This window comes from Streptomyces coeruleoprunus (genome assembly GCF_039542925.1).
In the GTDB taxonomy this organism is placed as follows: Bacteria; Actinomycetota; Actinomycetes; order Streptomycetales; family Streptomycetaceae; genus Streptomyces; species Streptomyces coeruleoprunus.
Window position 1 is genome coordinate 5,340,841 of the sequence record NZ_BAABIT010000001.1, and the last position, 14,236, is coordinate 5,355,076.

Below are 14,236 nucleotides of genomic sequence, written 5' to 3' on the forward strand. Positions count from 1 at the left end.
CGAAGCCCGCAGTCCGAACCGACCGCAGGGTCTCACGGACGGGCGGGACCCGGCTCGGGGCGGCGCTCCGGGACGATCAGCGGCACACCCGTCCGCGGATGCGCCAGCACCTCCACCGGCTGCCGGTACACCCGCCCCAGCAGCGCGGCGTCCAGCACCTGGGCCGGCGGGCCGTCCGCCACGACCCGGCCCTCGTGCAGCACGGCGACCCGGTCCGCGTACGCCGCGGCGAGCCCCAGGTCGTGCAGGACGGCCACGACACCGTCCCCGGCGGCCGCCCGCTCCCGGCACACCCGCCCGACCAGCTCCTGGTGGCGCAGGTCCAGCGCGGCCGTCGGCTCGTCGAGCAGCAGCAGTGGCGCGCCCTGGGCGAGGACCCTGGCCAGCGCGACCCGGGCCCGTTCGCCGCCGGACAGCGACGGGAACGCGCGGCCCGCGAACGCCTCCGCCTCGGTCGCGGCCAGCGCCGCCGCGACCGCCTCGTCGTCCCTGCCCCGGCCCTCCGTACCGGCCCAGGGCGCCCGCCCCATCCGGACGACCTCCTCGGCGCGGAACGGGAACGCCACCGAGGCGGACTGCGGCAGCACGGCCCGCCGCAGGGCCAGTTCGGCCGGCGTCCAGCTCCCGACGGGCCGCCCCGCGACCCGTACCTCGCCCTCGTCGCACGGCAGGTCCCCGGCGAGCGCGGCCAGCAGCGTGGACTTGCCGGCCCCGTTGGGCCCGACGAGGACCAGCACCTCACCGGCGCGTACGTCGAGGTCGGCCCCGTCCAGCACGACCCGCGCGCCGCGCCGCAGCCGTACCCCCCGCGCGCGGGCGACGACCTCGCCCGCGGTGACGGGCCCGGGCGGCTCCGGCCGACGCACTCCGAACAGGCTCACGCCCAACCCCCCTGCCTCCGCCGCGTCCTGCGCAGCAGCCAGAAGAAGAACGGGCTGCCCACCAGCGCCGTCAGGACCCCCAGCGGCAGCTCCGCCGGTGCGGCCACCGTGCGGGCCGCCAGGTCGGCGGCGACCAGCACCACCGCGCCGCCCAGCGCGCTCGCCGGGACCAGGAACCGGTGGCCGGGGCCGTTCACCATCCGCAGCAGGTGCGGGACGACCAGGCCGACGAACGCCACGATCCCGGCCACCGCGACCGCCGCGGCCGTCAGCAGCGCCACCACCAGGATCAGCGTGATCCGCAGCCGCTCCACGTCCACGCCGAGGTGCCGCGCCGGGCCCTCGCCCAGCGCGAGGAGGTCCAGCGACCGGGCGTGGAACGGCGCCAGCGCGAGCCCGGCCACCGCGCACGGCAGTACCGCCAGGACCTTCGGCCAGGTGGCCTGCGCCAGCGAGCCGAGCTGCCAGAACGTGATCTGGGTGATCTGCGCGTTGTCCGCGAAGAACACGAACAGCCCGATGAGCGCCCCCGCGAACGCGTTGACCGCGATCCCCGTGAGGATCAGCGTGACGACCTCCGTACGGCCGCCGGCCCGCGACATGACGTACACCAGCAGCACCGTCCCGAGCCCCGACAGGAACGCGCACACCGTCACCGTCCACGTCCCGGCGAAGGTCAGCCCCAGCGCGATCGAGCCGACCGCGCCCACCGCCGCGCCCGCCGAGATGCCGATGACGCCGGGCTCGGCGAGCGGGTTGCCGAACACGCCCTGCATCAGCGCGCCCGCGCACCCCAGCGACGCGCCCACCAGCAGCGCCAGCACCAGGCGCGGCAGGCGGATGTTCCACAGCACGCCCTCGGCGGACCGCTCCAGCGCCCGCCCGCCGAGCCCGGCGTGGTGCAGCACCGAGCCCACGACGTCGCCGAGCGGGATGTCGTACGCCCCGAGCCCCGCCGACAGCAGGGCGAGCAGCAGCAGCGCGGCGCCCAGGGCGGAGGCGAGGATCCAGCCCGTACGGAACACGGGGACCGCCTCGGCCGTCACGGGCGCATCCCGTACAGCTGGCGCACCAGCGCGTCCAGCACCAGGTCCGTGCGCGGGCCGTAGTTGAGGAGCATCCCGTCCTCGACGGCGACGACCCTGCGGTCCGCGCCCGCCGGCGTCTCGGCGACGCCCGGCAGTGTGACGAGCCCGTCGATCCCGCCCACGGAATCGAGACCCTTCGTCATGACGAGGATCGCGTCCGGCGCGGCCTTGGCCAGCGCCTCGCTGGTGAGCGGCGTGAAGTCCTTGGTGAGCCCGGACTCCTTGCCGGCGTCGACCGCCCCGGCCGCCTCCAGCAGCGAGGCAGCGCCCGAGTCCCGCCCGCCGAGCAGGTGGACGGAGGCCGAGCCGCGCAGATAGAGGAACGCGACCCGGGGCCGGTCCGCCTGGGCGGGGATCCCCTTGCGGACCGCGTCGATCCGCTGCTCGGTGCGGGCCGCCAGTTGTTCGCCCGCCCCGGTCACGCCGAGCGCCGAGGCGACGGTCCCGATGCGCGTACGGACGTCGGCCAGGCGCTTCGCGGGCCTCACGACGACGACGGGGACACCCGCGTCGCGGATCTGGCCGATCGCCTCGGCGGGGCCGGTGGTGGTGTCGGCGAGGACGACGGTGGGCCGCAGCGACAGCACGCCCTCGGCCGACACGTCGTGGCCCCGCGTCACCAGCGGGAGTCTCGCGGCCTGTTCGAAGGTCGCGGTGATGTCCCGGGCGACCACCCGGTCGCCGAGCCCGAGGCTGAACACGATCTCGCTGAGCGCCCCGGTGAGCGGCACGATCCGGTCGGTGGAGGTGACGGTGACCTTGGACCCGTCCGCCGACGCGACAGTGACGGGCAGTCGGGGCGTGGGCGTGGTGGGGAGCGGCTCGATCCGCTGGGGCGCGGTGGCTTCGGTCGCCCTCGGCAGCTCGGTGACGCCCGCGCCGCAGCCGGTCGCGGCGAGGGCGAGGGTGAGCACGGCGAGGAGCGCACCGGCCAGGCGGGATCTGCGCACGGAGGCACCGTCCTGTCGTCGGGGGGTGGGCAGTTGAGGTTCCTGCGCCGGAAGGGTTCCGGCACCACTGGCGCATAGCTTAGGTTAGCCTTACCTCACTGACCAGCTCCCGGAGGGGAACCCATGCTGCCGTCGCCCCCGCGTGCGGCCCGCGCCCTCACCGTCGTCCTGTGCGCGGCGCTCCTGTGCGCGGCCCTGCCCGCCGCCCTCTTCCCGGGCGCCACGGCCGCCCACGCGGCGGACCGCACCGTACGCGGCGGCCGGCTCGACTGGGCCGTCAAGTCGTCGTTCCAGACTTACGTCACCGGGCCGGTCGCACAAGGGAGTTGGAACCTCGCCGGAGGCGCCGCCACCACAGGCGGCGGCCAGTTCAGGTTCCACTCCGCCCAGGGGACGTACGACCCGGCGACCGGCGCCTTCGACGCCGCGTTCAGCGGCGGCGTCCGCTTCCTCGGCCACCGCGAGGCCGACGGCACGCACCGGCTCGACCTGACCATCAGCCGCCCCCGCGTCCGTATCGCCGCCGGCCGCGGCACCCTCTACGCCGACATGACCTCCCGCGGCAAGGACACCGGCCGGCTCACCTCCACCGCCCAAGTGCCGCTCGCCGCCCTCGACCTCGGCGGCATCGACATGCGCGGCGGCACCACCCCCGTCGGCCTCACCACCGTCCCCGCGACCCTCACCGCCGAGGGCGCCAGGGCGTTCGCCGGCTACTACCCGGCCGGCACCGCCCTCGACCCCGTGACCCTCTCGGCCGACGTCCACGCCCCCGCCTCCGCCAAGCCCGCGCCCACGCCGCCACCGGCCACGACGTCCTCGCCGCCGCCCGCCCCCGGCACCTTCCGGGACGCGGCCGTCGACTGGGGCGTGCGCCGCACCTTCCGCGAGTACGTCACCGGGCCCGTCGCCAAGGGGAAGTGGACCCTCGCCGACGGAGCCCGGGACGGCGGCGCCCTCTTCCGCTTCCCGCGCGGCACCGGCACGTACGACCCGGCCGGGCCCGCCCTCACGGCCGCCTTCACCGGCGGCGTCCGCTTCACCGGCGACCACCTCGACCTCACCCTCGCCCGGCCCACCGTCCGCGTCCAGGGCGGCAGAGGCACCCTGAGCGCCGACGTCACCAGCGCCGGCACCACCACCAGGGCCGTCCCGCTCGTCACCTTCGACGCCCGCGGCCTCATCCCGGAGCAGGGCCTCGCCACGCTCACCGAGACACCCACGACCCTCACCGCGCGCGGCGCGCAGGCATTCGGCGGCATGTACCGGGAGGGCACCGCCATGGACCCGCTCTCGCTGGCCGTCGCCCTCGACGCCGGCGCCCGGCTCCCGGCCCTGCCCGACCTGGGCAGCGAACCGGTGACGCCCGCCACCGGGACACCGCCCGCGCCCACGCCCACGACGACCGCCGCCGCGGCCCCCGGACCGTCCACCGGGGTGTACGCCACGGCCGGCGCCGCCCTGCTCGTCGCCGCCGCGGCCGCCGCCACCTACGCCGTACGCCGCCGCACGACCGGCGCCACCGCCGACAAGGCCGCCACCGGCGACATCCACTGACCACCCGTCACACCACAGCCACCCCCCGAACCGAGGAGACCCACGACCATGCGTCGCACCGCCCTTGCCGCCGCTGTCGCCACCGCGGCGGCCGCCCTCGGCGCGTCCGCCCTCGCCCTCCCCGCGACAGCGGCCCCCACGGGCGCCGCGGCCCCGGCCGCGCCCGTCATGAACCTGAAGGACGGAGTCCTCGACTGGGGCGTCAAGGAGTCCTTCCGCACGTACCTCGCCTCGCCGTTCGCCCACGGCACCATCACCACCGCGGACGGCGCGACCCAGGCCGCCGGAAACGGCGTCTTCCGGTTCGTCGACGGCACGGGCACCTACGACACGGGCACGCACGCCACGGCCACCGCCTTCCGGGGCTCCGTCCGCTTCCAGGCCCACGGCGGCGTCCTCGACATCAAGCTGTCCGACCTGAAGCTCACCACCAAGGGCTCGGCCGACCCCTCCGGCGAGATCACCGCCGACGTCGTCACCAAGAACAAGGACGGCGCGTACGAGACCAGGGACGACGTCGCGATAGCCGCCCTCGACATGACCGGCGTCCGCCCCGGCCGGGGCCAGGACGGCGCCATGGTGTTCCGCGACATCCCCGCGAAGCTCACCAAGGGCGGGGCCGAGGCGTTCGCCGGCTACTACAAGGAGGGCGACCCGCTCGACCCGGCGACGCTGACCGTCAAGGCCGGAGCCCCGAGCGGCCCGGCCACCCCGACGACCCCCACCTCCCCGTCCGGGACGCCCACCCCCTCGGCCAGTACGTCGCCGTCCCCGTCGACGACGCCCGGCCCCACCCCGTCGCCGACCCCCTCGCCCACGCTCCCGCCGGCCGGCACGCAGGCCCCGACCGCCGTGGCCGACGCCCGCCTCACCTGGGGCGTCAAGGCCGGCTGGCGGACCTACGTCCGCGACACCTGCGGCGGCGCCATCACGCCCACCGACGGCGCCACCTCCCACGGCACCGCGTACGCCTTCCGCTTCCGCACCGCCGACGTGAACCCGCGGGCCCGCACCGCCGACGCGGACTTCACCGGCGCCGTCCGCTTCGCGTGCCCCGCGCACACCATCGACTGGACCATCGGCGACCTCAAGGTCCGGGCGAAGGGCGACCGCGGCACGCTCCTCGCGGACGTCACCGGCGCCAACGGCACGAAGGACGACGTGGAGTTCGCCGATCTCGACCTGAGGAAGGCCGACTACACCGTGACCGGCGGCCTGGTGTCCCTCAAGAACGTCCCGGCCACCCTCACCGCCGACGGCGCCGCCCAGTTCGCGGGCCCCGGCGGCGCGGTCTTCTACCGGCCCGGCACCGCCATCGACCCCGTGACGGTCGTGTTCTCGCTCGACAAGGACACCAACCTGCCGCCGAACGGCACCACTTCGGGCGGCACGACGAGCGGTACGACCGGCGGCTCCACCACCACGGGCGGCACGGTCGGCGGCTCCACGGGGACGCTCACCTCCGGCGGGACCGTCGGCGGGGCCACCGGCTCCCTTGCCACGACCGGCTCCGGCCTCCCGCTCGGCGCCGCGCTCACCGCGGCCGGCGCCACCGCCGCGGCCGGTGCGGCCGTCCTCGTCGCCGTACGCCGCAGGACCGCCTGACGCACCGGTCCCGTGTTTGAATGCCCGGGTGAACACTGCACACGACGTCCTCGCCGTCTTCTGCGGCGGCGATGGGCGGTACGGCAACCTGCTCGGTGTCGTCCGTGACGGCCGGGCCTGCCCCGACGAGGCGTCGCGGCAGGCCCTGGCCAAGCAACTCGGGTTCAGCGAGACCGTCTTCGTCGACGACCCCGAACGCGGGGTCGTCGACATCTACACGCCCGGCGTACGGCTCCCGTTCGCCGGGCACCCGCTCGTCGGGACCGCCTGGCTCCTCGACCTCGAACTGCTCGACCTGCCGGTCGGCGAGGTGTGGGCCCGCCACGACGGCGAGTTCACCTGGATCGAGGCGCGCCCCGAGTGGGCGCCGCCCAGGACCCTGCGGCAGTACGGCTCGGCCGCCGAGGTCGACGCCCTGGAGGTGCCGCCGCCGGGGGAGTGGGTGTACGCGTGGGCCTGGGACGACGAGTCCGCCGGGCGCGTACGGGCCCGGGCCTTCCCCGGGCGCGGCGACGGCATCGACGAGGACGAGGCGACCGGCGCTGCGGCGCTGCTGCTCACCGCGCGGCTGGGTCGCGCCCTGAACATCACGCAGGGCCGGGGGTCGCAGATCCTGACGGCCCCCGGCCCCGACGGTGTGATCGAACTGGGCGGCAGGGTCCGCCACGTCGAGACCGTCACGCGCTGACGGGCGTCACGCGCTGAGCGGGAACTCCTCGCCCAGCTCGCGGAACACGGCGGTGTTGAAGGCGAAGGCCCGCTTGCACTCGTCGACGATGCGCTGCTTCTCCAGGTCGTCCACGTCCACCCGGTCCAGCAGCTCCCGGTAGCCGCGCTTGAAGGCGGCCGGGTTCGCGATCCCCTCGAAGACGTAGAACCGCACGCCGTCGCCCTTGCGGGCGAAGCCCCAGGTGCGCTCCGCCTTGTCGCGGATGATCTGGCCGCCCGACAGGTCGCCCAGGTAGCGGGTGTAGTGGTGGGCCACGTACCCCGCGGGCCAGGTGCGGGCGCACTCCTCCACGCGGGCCGCGTACGCGGCGGTCGCCGGGAGGGGGGCCGTGGCGGTGCGCCAGCCGGGGCCGCGCAGATGCGCCAGGTCGCGCTCCAGCTCGGCGGTGCGGAACAGCTCCGGCTGTATGAACGGCCCGGCCACGGGGTCGCCCGCCAGCCGGTCGGCGGCGCCCTCCAGCGCCCGGTACACGAACCACAGCTGCTCGGTGTAGCGGGCGAAGGCGTCCACGCCCAGCCGGCCCCCCAGCAGATCGCTCATGAAGGTCGACGTCTCCGCCTCGGTGTGCGCCTCGTGGGACGCGGTGCGGATCAGCGTCGAGAACGGGGTGACGGTCGCGCGTGCATCCAAGGCGGGCCTCCGTGGACCGATGGGGTACGGAACGGCGGCGGCACCCGGCCCGCCCGCGCGGGCACGCCGGGGTGTCACCTCCGCCGATCTTCCTACTTAGGCTTACCTAAGTCAATCGCTTGCCGACGTCCTGTCGGAAAACCAGTACCCCGTCCCGCGTCAGGGCAACGTAAGGATGTCCGCGCCGCTCTCCGTGACCACCAGTGTGTGCTCGAACTGCGCGGTCCGCTTCCGGTCCTTCGTCACGACCGTCCAGCCGTCGTCCCACATGTCGTACTCGTGGGTGCCGAGCGTCAGCATCGGCTCGATCGTGAACGTCATGCCCGGCTGCATGACCGTCGTCGCGTGCGGCGAGTCGTAGTGCGGAATGATCAGCCCCGAGTGGAACGAGGAGTTGATCCCGTGCCCCGTGAAGTCGCGCACCACGCCGTAGCCGAAGCGCTTGGCGTACGACTCGATGACCCGCCCGATGACATTGACCTGCCGGCCCGGCCTGACCGCCTTGATCGCCCGGTTGAGCGCCTCGCGCGTGCGCTCAACCAGCAGCCGCGACGCCTCGTCGACGTCCCCGCACAGGTACGTGGCGTTGTTGTCGCCGTGCACGCCGTGGATGTACGCCGTGACGTCGAGGTTCACGATGTCGCCGTCGCGCAGGACGGTCGAGTCGGGGATGCCGTGGCAGATCACCTCGTTGACCGAGGCGCACAGCGACTTGGGGAAGCCCCGGTAGCCGAGCGTCGAGGGATAGGCTCCGTGGTCGCACATGTACTCGTGGGCGACCCGGTCCAGTTCGTCCGTGGTGACACCCGGCGCGATCAGCTTCGCGGCCTCCTCCATCGCCTGCGCGGCGATGCGGCCCGCGATGCGCATGCGCTCGACGGTGTCGGGGTCCTGGACCTCCGGGCCGTTGTACGGCTTCGGCGCCGGCTTCCCGACGTACTCGGGGCGGCGGATGGATCCGGGGACGGAACGGGTGGGGGAGAGCACCCCTGGGACGAGCAGCGACTGGCCAGACATGCCAGCGAGTCTAACCAGCGCGTCCGGGGCACCATGGCGTCAGAGGAAGGAGCCGCAGATGGCCCTGTTCAAGAAGCGCACGGCCGGAAAGCCGGGCGAGTGGTACTACTGCCTCCAGCACAAGAAGGTCGAGGAGGGGCCGGAGTGCCCCGCGAAGGACCGCTTCGGCCCGTACACGACGCGGGGGGAGGCGGAACACGCGATGGAAACGGCCCGCGAGCGGAACCTCCAATGGGAATCCGACCCCCGCTGGCACGACCGCACCACCCCCGAGGACCCCACCCCCTGACCCCACCCGCCCCGGCTGCCGCCACCGTCCCGCCGCTGTGGGCTGCCGCCGCGGTCCCGCCGTTCCGTCGTTGTGGGCTGGCGTCGCGGTCCCGCCGTTCCGCTGTTGTGGGCTGGTTTCGCGGTCCCGCCGTCCCGCTGTTGTGGGCTGGCGTTGCCTGTGCCGCCGGTCCTGCTGTGGGCAGTCGTTCCGCTGGGGCGGAACGGGTGGGCACAGCAGGACCGGCCCCCCGGCCTGAGGGTCCCGCCCCTGCGCGCCACGACGGTGGGTGGGTCCGGTGGCGGCCCGGGGGTCACGTGCTCAGATTGGCTCGCTCGGGGCCTTGAGAGCGAGGCGTTGCTGCGTCGCCAATCCTGCGCGCGCGACCCCCGGTCCACCCCCGTCCCGTCGTGGGGCGACTGACCCCGGTGGGGGGTGGGGTGGGTGGGGCCGCCCGCCAGTGGGCGGCTCACCGCCGGTGGGGGTGGGGTGGACGGGCCTGCCCGTCCGTGGGCGGCTCACCCCCGGTGGGGAAAAGCCTCGCCGCCGGTGGCGCTAGGCCGTCGACCGGGCCCTGCGGCGCTGGGCGTCCTCGTCGGTCTTCGCGTCGTACGTGACCAGCTTCGGCAGCAGGAGCGTCAGCGCCCCCACCACCGCCACGCACGCGACCCCACCGGTCCACACGGCCGCCCGCGTCCCCGTCCAGCCCGCCATCGCACCGGCCCGCACCTGCCCCAGCTGCGGCCCGACGCTGTAGGACAGGACCTCGATGCCGGCGAGCCGGCCCCGCAGCTCCTCGGGGATGGTCTGGTTCCAGATGGTGGAGCGGCCGAGCCCGCTCAGCATGTCGCCGGCGCCCGCGAGCACCAGGCACAGCAGCACCAGCCAGATGTCGGACAGCAGGCCCGCGCCCGCCACCGCCAGGCCCCACGCCGCGGCGCCGCACACCACCATCAGGCCGTGCCGCCGCACGCGGGACGTCCAGCCGCTGGTGAGGTTCAGGAGGACCGAGCCGACGGCGCCCGCCGCGTACATCAGGCCGAGCGCCCACTCGGCGTCCAGCTCGTCCGCCAGGAACGGGAACACCGCGTGCGGGAACGCCAGCAGCATCGCGGCCAGGTCCACCGCGTACGTCCCGAGCAGCACCGGCCGCGACCACGCGTACCGCGCGCCCTCCGCGATACCGCGCAGCGACGGCCGCTCCGTGCCGTTCGAAGGCGGGGCGGGGGCGAGGCGCAGGCACAGCAAAACGGAGACGGCGAAGCAGCACAGCGTCAGGGCGTACGCCGGGGCGTGGCCCGTGTAAGCGACGACGAGGCCGCCCAGCGCGGGACCGGCGACGGCCCCGAGCTGCCAGCGCAGCCCGTTCAGCGCGGCCGCGGCCGTCAGCTGGTCGTGCGGCACGATCCGGGCCTGCAGCGAGTCCAGCGCCGGCCGCTGGAGCCCGGCCAGCGCCGAGACGCCCGCGGCGACCAGGTACAGCGGCCACAGCAGCGGCGAGGGGAGCAGCGCGTTCAGCAGCAGGACGAGGGCCAGGACGCCGAGCCCCGCCTCCGAGGCCAGGATGACCTTGCGGCGGTCCACCGCGTCGGCCAGGGCGCCCCCGTACAGGCCGAAGACGACCAGCGGGACCAGCTCGACCGCGCCCATCGCGCCGACCGCCAGCGGCGACCCGGTCAGGTCCTTGATCTGCAACGGCAGCGCCACCATCGCGGCGGAGCTGCCGAAGAACGCGATAAGCCCCTGGATCCAGAGCAGTCGGAAGTCCCGGGAGGAACGCCACGGGGAGAGGTCGGGCAGCAGGGCGGAGGCCTTCGATGTCACGAGGCGCCATGGTTCGCCCGACCGTTGCCCCGCGCAACGGGTTTTCCCGCTACCAGCGGGGCGGCGGCGGGGCCGTCAGATGGTCCGCCAGCCGGGACAGCCGGTCGCGCAGCCGGCTCCGGCCACGCGGCGCGGGCAGGCTGTTCTCCCCGGCCGCCGCGCTCACCAGGTGCTGCACCGTGTCCAGGTCGACGCCCTCGGCCCGGTCCGGGGCGACCGTCAGCGCCTCGTGCGCCAGCCCGTGCACCTCCGGGTCGCCGCCGTCCAGGGACAGCACCGTCGCCCCCGCGCGCCGCGCGTCGTGGACCCGCTCCAGCAGGCCGCCGCCCGGCCGCTCCGGCGCCACCACCAGCAGCGTCGCCCCCCGCCCGGCGGCCTCCAGCCGCCCGAGCCCGACCGCCAGGTGCGCCGGGTCCGCCGGGTTCACCCGGTGCCGCACGAGGGTCGGGGCCAGCTCCGGCTGCCCCGACCACATGGCCTCGTCCACCAGGTGCGCGGCGAGGTGCCACGGCTCGTACTCCTCCGTGCCCACCAGCAGCAGCCCGCCGCCCTGCGGCACCACGGAGGACCGCAGCACCCCCGCGAACCGGCGGGTCGCCGCCGGCCACTCGGTCCCGGCCAGGACTTCCCGCAGCAGCGCCACTCGTACGGCATCCATGGCGCCGCATCCTGCCCCGGTCGGCTTCGCCGTGCCGGGCGTTCGCCACCACGTCACCCGGACGGGGCCGTGGCACGTAGTGTCGGGGGCATGACTACGACTGACTCCGCCGCGAAGGCCCCGGAGGCCTCCCGGGACGCCAAGGCCGCCAAGCCCGTCAAGGACCCCTGGGACCTGCCCGACGTCTCCGGGCTCGTCGTGGGCGTCCTCGGCGGCACCGGCGACCAGGGCCGCGGCCTCGCCTTCCGGTTCGGCCGCGCCGGACAGAAGGTGATCATCGGATCGCGGTCGGCGGACCGGGCCCGGGAGGCCGCCGCCGAGCTGGGCCTCGGCATCGAGGGCGCCGACAACGCCGAGTGCGCCCGCCGCGCCGACATCGTGATCGTCGCCGTGCCGTGGGACGGCCACGCGGCGACCCTGGAGGCGCTGCGCGAGGAGCTGCGCGGCAAGCTGGTCGTCGACTGCGTGAACCCCCTCGGCTTCGACAAGCAGGGCGCCTACGCCCTCAAGCCCGAGGAGGGCAGCGCCGCCGAGCAGGCCGCCGCCCTGCTGCCGGACTCCCGGGTGACCGCCGCGTTCCACCACCTGTCGGCCGTGCTGCTCCAGGACGCCGCGATCGACGAGATCGACACGGACGTGATGGTGCTCGGCGACAAGCGCGCCGACACCGACCTCGTCCAGGCCCTGGCCGCCCGTATCCCCGGCATGCGCGGCGTCTACGCGGGCCGGCTCAGGAACGCCCACCAGGTCGAGTCGCTGGTCGCCAACCTCATCGCGGTCAACCGCCGCTACAAGGCCCACGCGGGGCTGCGCGTCACCGACGTCTGACGGGGACCGGGCATGGGGGACACTGGACGGGCACGTGAGCCCGTTGTCCGGACAGGAGCCGACCCCATGCCCCGCCTCTCCCTCTACACCCTCGTCGTGTGCGTCCTCGCCGTCGTCGCGGCCGTGGTCTCGTTCGCGCAGGGCAGCTGGCTCGGCGTCGTCTGGGTGCTGCTGGCGGGCGTCTCGTCCAACATGGCCTGGTACTACTGGCGCCGCTCGCGCCACGTCACCGACTGACCTCCAGCAGCTCCGCGCAGTTCGGGTTGGTCTCCTGCCAGAAGCGGTACAGGTCCCGGCCGCAGTAGACCTCGGCGTCGCCCACGCCCAGGCCGCCCAGAACCGCGCGGATCATGTCGAAGAACGGCCCGCCGACCTCCGGCGCGAACAGCAGGACGAACACGGCGAGCAGCCCGTACGGCGCGAACGGCTCGATCTGCCGGCGGATCCGGTACGAGAGCCACGGCTCGATCACCCCGTAGCCGTCGAGCCCCGGCACCGGCAGGAAGTTCAGGATCGCCGCGGTCACCTGGAGCAGCGCCAGGAACGCGAGCGCGAAGCGGAAGCCCGCGGGCACGCCGTCCAGGGCGCCGAGCCAGAACGGCGCCGTGCACACGACGGCGAACAGCACGTTCGTGAGCGGCCCCGCGGCGGAGATCAGGCTGTGCTTCCAGCGCCCGCTGATGCGGTGCCGCTCGATGAAGACGGCGCCGCCCGGCAGGCCGATCCCGCCCATGATCAGGAACAGCACGGGCAGCAGGATGCTGAGCACGGCGTGCGTGTACTTCAGCGGGTTCAGCGTCAGATAGCCCTTCGCCCCGACCGTGAGGTCGCCGCCGTGCAGCGCGGTGCGGGCGTGCGCGTACTCGTGCAGGCACAGCGACACGATCCACGCGGACGTCACGAAGAGGAACACGGCCAGGCCCGGGCTCTGCGCGAAGCCCGTCCACACCGCCCAGCCGCTGACCGCCGTGACGGCGGCGATCCCGAGGAACACGGGGCTGATCCGGTGGTCGCCGCGGCGGCTGCGGGAAGGGGCGAAGGCCATGGGCGGACTCCTCGGTCGTCGGACGGGCGTCGTGCGGTCGTCGGACGACGGTAGACCGTTCCGGGGCGCCGCCGGGAGCGGGGCGGCCCCGGATCGCGTCCGGGCGCCACCGGGGCCGGACGACCGACAGCCCGCCGATGGGGGAGGTCGGCGGGCTGTCGTCTGTGCCGGCAGTGGCTCAGGGATCCACGGGGCGTCCTAGTGGAAGGTGTGCTCCTCGGCGGGGAACGCCCCACCGGTCACGTCCTCCGCGAACGCCTTGGCGGCGTCGCCGAGGGTCTGGCGGAGGTTCGCGTACTGCTTGGTGAAGCGCGGGACGCGGCCGGCCGTCAGCCCGGCCATGTCCGTCCACACCAGGACCTGCGCGTCGGTGTGGGGGCCGGCCCCGATGCCGATCGTCGGGATGTGCAGGGAGCGCGTGACCTCGGCGGCCAGCTCCGCCGGGACCAGCTCCAGGACGACCGCGAAGGCGCCCGCGTCCTGCGCGGCCTTCGCGTCCCGCAGCAGCCGGTGGGCGTCCTCGTCGGCGCGGCCCTGCACCCGGTAGCCCATGGTGTTGACGGACTGCGGGGTCAGGCCCAGGTGCGACATGACGGGGATGCCCGCCTGGACGAGCATCTCGGTCTGGGGCAGCGAGCGCTCGCCGCCCTCCAGCTTGATCGCGCCGACGCCGGCCTCCTTGACCAGCCGCGTGGCCGACCGCAGGGCCTGTACGGGGCCTTCCTGGTACGAGCCGAACGGCAGGTCGCCGACGACGAGGGCGCGCTTGGTGCCCCGGACGACGGCGGCGGACAGGATGGCGACCTCGTCGAGCGTGACGGGCACGGTGGTGTCGTAGCCGAGGTGGCAGTTGCCCATGGAGTCGCCGACGAGGATGACCGGGATGCCGGCCTCGTCGAAGACGGACGCGGTCATCGCGTCGTAGGCGGTGAGCATGGGCCACTTCTCGCCGCGCTCCTTGGCGCCGGCGATGTCATGGACGGTGATACGGCGGGTGCCCTTGCCCCCGTACAGCGCCTTGGGGTTCCTGCTGGTCTCCCCGCTGCTGTCGGCGGACTGCGTCTGGGCAGCCTGAAGCGTCATCGTGAACGGCTCCTTCGTCATCTCGAGGCGCCCTTACGGCGTCCCCGGACCACGTCCATGGTGGCACTTCGT

Annotated in this window: 15 protein-coding genes; 6 read left to right on the forward strand and 9 right to left on the reverse strand. The window is 74.6% G+C overall.

Annotated elements, in window-relative coordinates; genetic code table 11:
• Window positions 1–32: 32 nt before the first annotated feature.
• Genes ABEB09_RS23905 through ABEB09_RS23915 form a run of 3 tightly spaced genes read right to left on the reverse strand, consistent with a single transcriptional unit; the run spans window position 33 to window position 2,919 of the window.
• Window positions 33–887, reverse strand: a complete 855-nt coding sequence (locus tag ABEB09_RS23905; RefSeq protein WP_380841636.1) for a heme ABC transporter ATP-binding protein — start codon at window positions 885–887, stop codon at window positions 33–35.
• Window positions 878–1,927 (reverse strand): FecCD family ABC transporter permease, encoded by a 1,050-nt coding sequence (locus tag ABEB09_RS23910; protein WP_380841634.1) that lies wholly within the window; start codon window positions 1,925–1,927, stop codon window positions 878–880. The genes ABEB09_RS23905 and ABEB09_RS23910 overlap by 10 nt, the downstream gene beginning before the upstream one ends.
• Entirely contained in the window at window positions 1,924–2,919 is a 996-nt protein-coding gene (locus ABEB09_RS23915) for a heme/hemin ABC transporter substrate-binding protein (protein WP_345691960.1), read from the reverse strand. The genes ABEB09_RS23910 and ABEB09_RS23915 overlap by 4 nt, the downstream gene beginning before the upstream one ends.
• A 123-nt stretch (window positions 2,920–3,042) precedes the next feature.
• Between ABEB09_RS23915 and ABEB09_RS23920 the strand changes: the two genes are divergently transcribed.
• From ABEB09_RS23920 to ABEB09_RS23930, 3 genes are read left to right on the forward strand one after another with little or no spacing between them, the layout of a single operon-like run.
• Window positions 3,043–4,476 carry an HtaA domain-containing protein gene (locus tag ABEB09_RS23920; protein ID WP_345691961.1) on the forward strand — a complete coding sequence of 478 codons (1,434 nt, stop codon included), beginning with the start codon at window positions 3,043–3,045 and terminating at the stop codon, window positions 4,474–4,476.
• A 48-nt stretch (window positions 4,477–4,524) separates the two neighbouring features.
• Window positions 4,525–6,081 (forward strand): HtaA domain-containing protein, encoded by a 1,557-nt coding sequence (locus tag ABEB09_RS23925; protein ID WP_345691962.1) that lies wholly within the window; start codon window positions 4,525–4,527, stop codon window positions 6,079–6,081.
• Between the two features lie 28 nt (window positions 6,082–6,109).
• Window positions 6,110–6,769: a PhzF family phenazine biosynthesis protein gene (locus ABEB09_RS23930; RefSeq protein WP_345691963.1), complete on the forward strand. Its 660-nt coding sequence runs from the start codon at window positions 6,110–6,112 to the stop codon at window positions 6,767–6,769.
• A 6-nt stretch (window positions 6,770–6,775) separates the two neighbouring features.
• On the opposite strand, the gene ABEB09_RS23935 is transcribed toward ABEB09_RS23930, so the two are convergent.
• On the reverse strand, window positions 6,776–7,441 hold the full coding sequence (locus ABEB09_RS23935; RefSeq protein WP_345691964.1) for a biliverdin-producing heme oxygenase: 666 nt from the start codon (window positions 7,439–7,441) through the stop codon (window positions 6,776–6,778).
• A gap of 159 nt (window positions 7,442–7,600) precedes the next feature.
• The gene (gene map / locus ABEB09_RS23940; protein ID WP_345691965.1) at window positions 7,601–8,458 is read right to left on the reverse strand and encodes a type I methionyl aminopeptidase; all 858 of its coding nucleotides are present in this window, start codon (window positions 8,456–8,458) and stop codon (window positions 7,601–7,603) included.
• Between the two features lie 58 nt (window positions 8,459–8,516).
• On the opposite strand from map, the gene ABEB09_RS23945 reads away from it, so the two are divergent.
• The gene (locus ABEB09_RS23945; RefSeq protein ID WP_345691966.1) at window positions 8,517–8,747 is read left to right on the forward strand and encodes a hypothetical protein; all 231 of its coding nucleotides are present in this window, start codon (window positions 8,517–8,519) and stop codon (window positions 8,745–8,747) included.
• Window positions 8,748–9,281: 534 nt separating this feature from the next.
• Here ABEB09_RS23945 and ABEB09_RS23950 read toward each other — a convergent pair.
• Both ABEB09_RS23950 and ABEB09_RS23955 read right to left on the reverse strand, forming a co-directional pair.
• Window positions 9,282–10,550 carry an MFS transporter gene (locus tag ABEB09_RS23950; protein ID WP_345691967.1) on the reverse strand — a complete coding sequence of 423 codons (1,269 nt, stop codon included), beginning with the start codon at window positions 10,548–10,550 and terminating at the stop codon, window positions 9,282–9,284.
• 49 nt (window positions 10,551–10,599) lie between these two features.
• Window positions 10,600–11,208: a hypothetical protein gene (locus ABEB09_RS23955; RefSeq protein WP_345691968.1), complete on the reverse strand. Its 609-nt coding sequence runs from the start codon at window positions 11,206–11,208 to the stop codon at window positions 10,600–10,602.
• Window positions 11,209–11,298: 90 nt separating this feature from the next.
• On the opposite strand from ABEB09_RS23955, the gene npdG reads away from it, so the two are divergent.
• Both npdG and ABEB09_RS23965 read left to right on the forward strand, forming a co-directional pair.
• Window positions 11,299–12,036 carry an NADPH-dependent F420 reductase gene (npdG, locus tag ABEB09_RS23960; RefSeq protein ID WP_345691969.1) on the forward strand — a complete coding sequence of 246 codons (738 nt, stop codon included), beginning with the start codon at window positions 11,299–11,301 and terminating at the stop codon, window positions 12,034–12,036.
• 66 nt (window positions 12,037–12,102) lie between these two features.
• Window positions 12,103–12,273, forward strand: coding sequence for a hypothetical protein (locus ABEB09_RS23965; RefSeq protein ID WP_345691970.1), 171 nt, complete (start codon window positions 12,103–12,105; stop codon window positions 12,271–12,273).
• Here the strand turns inward: ABEB09_RS23965 and ABEB09_RS23970 are convergent.
• Together ABEB09_RS23970 and panB are read right to left on the reverse strand one after the other, a co-directional pair.
• On the reverse strand, window positions 12,263–13,081 hold the full coding sequence (locus ABEB09_RS23970) for a site-2 protease family protein (protein ID WP_345691971.1): 819 nt from the start codon (window positions 13,079–13,081) through the stop codon (window positions 12,263–12,265). The genes ABEB09_RS23965 and ABEB09_RS23970 overlap by 11 nt on opposite strands.
• A 198-nt stretch (window positions 13,082–13,279) precedes the next feature.
• A complete protein-coding gene (gene panB, locus ABEB09_RS23975; RefSeq protein WP_345691972.1) occupies window positions 13,280–14,164 on the reverse strand; it encodes a 3-methyl-2-oxobutanoate hydroxymethyltransferase in 885 nt (294 codons plus the stop codon).
• Between the last annotated feature and the right edge of the window lie 72 nt (window positions 14,165–14,236).

Coding starts and splice junctions, on each gene's coding strand:
- ABEB09_RS23920 (WP_345691961.1), top strand. CDS start 3,043: ATGCTGCCGTCGCCCCCGCGTGCGGCCCGCGCCCTCACCGTCGTCCTG.
- ABEB09_RS23925 (WP_345691962.1), top strand. CDS start 4,525: ATGCGTCGCACCGCCCTTGCCGCCGCTGTCGCCACCGCGGCGGCCGCC.
- map (WP_345691965.1), bottom strand. CDS start 8,458: ATGTCTGGCCAGTCGCTGCTCGTCCCAGGGGTGCTCTCCCCCACCCGT.
- ABEB09_RS23945 (WP_345691966.1), top strand. CDS start 8,517: ATGGCCCTGTTCAAGAAGCGCACGGCCGGAAAGCCGGGCGAGTGGTAC.
- ABEB09_RS23955 (WP_345691968.1), bottom strand. CDS start 11,208: ATGGATGCCGTACGAGTGGCGCTGCTGCGGGAAGTCCTGGCCGGGACC.
- npdG (WP_345691969.1), top strand. CDS start 11,299: ATGACTACGACTGACTCCGCCGCGAAGGCCCCGGAGGCCTCCCGGGAC.
- ABEB09_RS23965 (WP_345691970.1), top strand. CDS start 12,103: ATGCCCCGCCTCTCCCTCTACACCCTCGTCGTGTGCGTCCTCGCCGTC.
- ABEB09_RS23970 (WP_345691971.1), bottom strand. CDS start 13,081: ATGGCCTTCGCCCCTTCCCGCAGCCGCCGCGGCGACCACCGGATCAGC.
- panB (WP_345691972.1), bottom strand. CDS start 14,164: ATGACGCTTCAGGCTGCCCAGACGCAGTCCGCCGACAGCAGCGGGGAG.